The sequence below is a fragment of the Streptomyces sp. 8L genome (genome assembly GCF_020176795.1).
Taxonomy (GTDB): domain Bacteria; phylum Actinomycetota; class Actinomycetes; order Streptomycetales; family Streptomycetaceae; genus Streptomyces.
Map to the genome: position 1 here is coordinate 1 of NZ_JAIUKE010000720.1, position 3,793 is coordinate 3,793.

Annotated in this window: 2 protein-coding genes and 1 pseudogene; 2 read left to right on the plus strand and 1 reads right to left on the minus strand. The window is 72.5% G+C overall.

Going from position 1 to position 3,793, the window contains the following annotated elements; genetic code table 11:
- Positions 1-370 precede the first annotated feature (370 nt).
- A complete protein-coding gene (locus LCE31_RS37755; RefSeq protein WP_225022646.1) occupies positions 371-1,228 on the plus strand; it encodes a polysaccharide deacetylase family protein in 858 nt (285 codons plus the stop codon).
- A gap of 536 nt (positions 1,229-1,764) precedes the next feature.
- On the opposite strand, the gene LCE31_RS37760 is transcribed toward LCE31_RS37755, so the two are convergent.
- Positions 1,765-3,177, minus strand: a complete 1,413-nt coding sequence (locus LCE31_RS37760; RefSeq protein WP_225022648.1) for a cystathionine beta-synthase — start codon at positions 3,175-3,177, stop codon at positions 1,765-1,767.
- 212 nt (positions 3,178-3,389) lie between these two features.
- Between LCE31_RS37760 and LCE31_RS37765 the strand changes: the two are divergent.
- A pseudogene (locus LCE31_RS37765) lies at positions 3,390-3,793 on the plus strand (hypothetical protein); the annotation flags it as partial.

Sequence of the window (3,793 nt, forward strand, 5' to 3'; positions counted from 1 at the left end):
CCACCCGACCGCCGCCCGTCGCGAGTCACCTGGCCGCTGGGCGTCGCGAGCCACCTACCGCCGATCGTCGGGGCTATGAGTTCCCTGTGAACCACTCTCCAGCTATACACCTCGCGTATACCTGCCGTGTATAGTCCTTGACCAGGTGGCGAACAGGGCTGCGGTACGCCGATCGGAGGAGGTCGGATTCCCCGCGGCCACTCCTCCGGTCATCTGTCATGCCCATGCCATGTCCCTGCCCATGGCCATGTCCCTGGCACACGTCCGCCTCGGACAGCCCGCGGCCACGCCCTCGGACGGCGCGCGGCCGGGCTCACCCCTGCCCGCACGCAGGTCAGTGCGGAAGCAACGGAAGTACGGAAGTAACGCCATGCCCAAGCACATAGCCCGCCCGGCCGCGGTCCGGCTCCTCGCCGGGATCGCGACCGCCGGCTGCCTCGTCCCGCTCCTCGGCGCCTGCGGCGCGTCCTACCCCGTGACCAGCCCCAAGGCAGCCCGGGACGCGGCCAAGAGCGTCCCCTCCGCGCCCGCGGTCACCGGCCGGGCCGGGACCGGAATCGGCGCGGCGCCCGGCGCCACCGCACTCGCGGCCGGCCGGCCCGGGGCGGTGGACTGCCGGAAGGTGAAGTGCGTCGCGCTCAGCTTCGACGCGGGCCCCAGCCAGTACACGCCCCAGGTCCTCAAGACGCTGGCGAAGTACCACGCGCACGCCACCTTCATGACCCTCGGCAAGAACCATGTCCTCAAGCACCCGGACCTGGTCCGCCAGGAGGCCGCGGCCGGCATGGAGATCGGCAACCACACCTGGACCCACCAGATCCTCACCAAGATCAAGCCCGCCGAGGCGCGCGAGGAGCTGAAGCTCAACCAGGACGCGGTCAAGAAGATCACCGGCAAGGCGCCCACGCTGATGCGCCCGCCGCAGGGCCGTACCGACGAGAACGTCACAAAGATCTGCCGCGAGCTGGGCCTCTCCCAAGTCCTGTGGAGCGTCACGGCGAAGGACTACAAGACGAAGGACTCGGCCGTCATCGAGCAGCGCGTCCTCGACCAGACGCGGCGCGACGGCATCATCCTGCTGCACGACATCTACCCGGGCACCGCGCCCGCGCTGCCCGGCATCCTGTCGGCGCTGGACAAGAAGGGCTACACCGTCGTCACGGTCTCGCAGCTGATCTGGCCGGCCAAGCCGAAGCCGGGCGAGGTCTACCGCCCCGACAAGCCCTGACCACAGCGCGCAGACCGCAAGGAGCGCGAACAGCGCGATGAACTCGATGAGCGCGGAGACCGCCGCACCCCCGTGACGAGACAGGGGGCGGGACGACGGCGGTCTCCGCGCGGGGCACGCGTCGGGTCAGGGCCGACCCGCGTGCCAGGGCGCCGAAGGGAGGTCCGGGAGCCGCTCCGTCGTTCCCCGGCGCGAGACCCACAGTGCCCGTGGCGTGTTAAGCGCGTGCTGCGTGGACGTGTCGGCCTCGTACCACTTGCGCGAATCAGCCCGCGGACCGGCCGCGCCCGCCCCCCCCCCCCGCCCGCCGGGTGCCCCCCCAGCCCCGCCCCCCCCCCCCCCCGGCGCCCCCGGCGGGCCCGCGGCCGGCCCCGGCCGGCGCGCGGCCCCCGCCCGCGGCGGGCCGCGCGGCCCGCCCGGGGGACCCGCGGGACCGGCCGTACGACCAGGTCACCGGCGGGCCCGCGGCACGGCGCCCGAACGCGCGACGCCTAGACGCGTGCACGCCCGGACGCGCGAAGCCCGGACGCGTGTCCCTACCGCACGTCCGACGACAGGAACGCCAGCAGGTCCTGCCGGCTCACCACACCGGTCGGCTTGCCCTCCACGAGGACGATCGCCGCGTCGGCCCCGTCCTTTCCTGTGCCGCTGAGCACCGCCATGAGGTCACCGACCGGCTCTCCGGAGCCGACCTGCGGCAGCGGCGGCGACATGTGCTGATCCAGCGCGTCCGCCAGGGTGGCGCGCTTCGCGAACAGGGCGTCCAGCAGTTCGCGCTCCACGACCGAGCCGACGACCTCCGCCGCCATCACGTCGGGGTGCCCCGCGCCGGGCTTCACGATCGGCATCTGCGAGACGCCGTACTCCCGCAGCACCTCGATGGCCTCGCCGACCGTCTCGTCCGGGTGCATGTGGACGAGCGTCGGGATCGCGCCCTCCTTGTGCCGCAGGACGTCGCCGACGCTGGCGGTGCCGCCGCCGTGCTCGAGGAACCCGTAGTCGTTCATCCACTCGTCGTTGAAGATCTTGCTGAGGTAGCCGCGACCGCTGTCCGGAAGCAGCACGACCACCACGTCGTCGGGGCCGAGTCCCTCCGCGACCTTCAGCGCGGCCGCGACCGCCATCCCGCACGACCCGCCGACCAGCAGGCCCTCCTCCTTGGCGAGGCGGCGCGTCATCTGGAAGGAGTCCTTGTCGGACACGGCGACGATCTCGTCCGTCACCGTGCGGTCGTAGGCGGTGGGCCAGAAGTCCTCACCCACGCCCTCCACCAGGTACGGGCGCCCCGAGCCGCCCGAGTACACGGAGCCCTCCGGGTCGGCGCCGACGATCCGCACCGCGCCGCCCACGCGGTCCGCGCTGATCTCCTTGAGGTACCGGCCGGTCCCGCTGATGGTGCCGCCCGTGCCGATGCCGGCCACGAAGTGCGTGATGCGCCCGTCCGTCTGCTTCCACAGCTCGGGCCCCGTCGTCTCGTAGTGCGAGAGCGGGTTGTTCGGGTTGCTGTACTGGTCCGGCTTCCAGGCGTCGGGGATCTCCCGCACGAGCCGGTCGGACACGTTGTAGTACGAGTCGGGGTGCTCGGGGTCGACCGCCGTCGGGCAGACGACGACCTCGGCCCCGTAGGCCCGCAGGACGTTGATCTTGTCCGTCGAGACCTTGTCGGGGCAGACGAACACGCATTTGTAGCCCTTCTGCTGGGCCACGATGGCGAGGCCGACGCCCGTGTTGCCGCTCGTGGGCTCGACGATCGTGCCGCCGGGGCGCAGCTCGCCGCTGCGCTCGGCCGCCTCGATCATGCGGAGGGCGATGCGGTCCTTCACCGACCCGCCGGGGTTGAAGTACTCGACCTTGGCCAGGACGGTCGCCTGAATGCCCGTGGTCACGCTGCGCAGTCTCACCAGCGGGGTATTGCCGACGAGACTGATCATCGAATCGTGGAATTGCACCGTATGTCTCCGGTTTGTCCGGGGCCGCCATCGGGATCTCCGTGATGGTCCCGACAGCCTAGGCACGGCCTGCGCCCGGGCCCAGTCACGGCAGCCTAGGCAGGCCGGGGCCGCCGTCCGGCATACAGCACGGGATTGGATCGTTGATGTCGTTGACATGATGGCCCCCGGGGGGCAGATATGCGACGTACGCGCATGTGTGTGCAGAGGAGGTGGCTCGGACAGTGTCGAGAGCGAGGGTGGCGCGACGAATCGCGACGGGCGCGGCTTTCGGAGGCGGAGGCATCGGCCTGATCGGTGCGGCAGGGGTGGGCGTGCTGCTGGCGGAGGTCCAGCTCGCCAAGAGACGGGTGGGCATTCCGGACGCTCCGATTCCGGCGAACGGGAACGGGTGGTACGGGCTCGCGTACGGAGAGGCCGACGCCCTGCGCCTGGGCGTGGTGGGCGACTCGCTGGCGGCGGGACAGGGGGTGCGGCGGGTCGGCCAGACGCCGGGGGCCCTGCACGGCCCCGGGGGGGGGGGGGGGGCCCCGCGGGCGGGGTCGGGCGCCCCGCCCGCGGGCCCGCGCCCGGGGGGGGGCCCCCCGGGCCGCCCGCACCACACGGACACGACGGC

What these genes read in the sequence shown, in the direction of transcription:
- LCE31_RS37755 (WP_225022646.1), top strand. Translation starts at nt 371, where the DNA reads ATGCCCAAGCACATAGCCCGCCCGGCCGCGGTCCGGCTCCTCGCCGGG.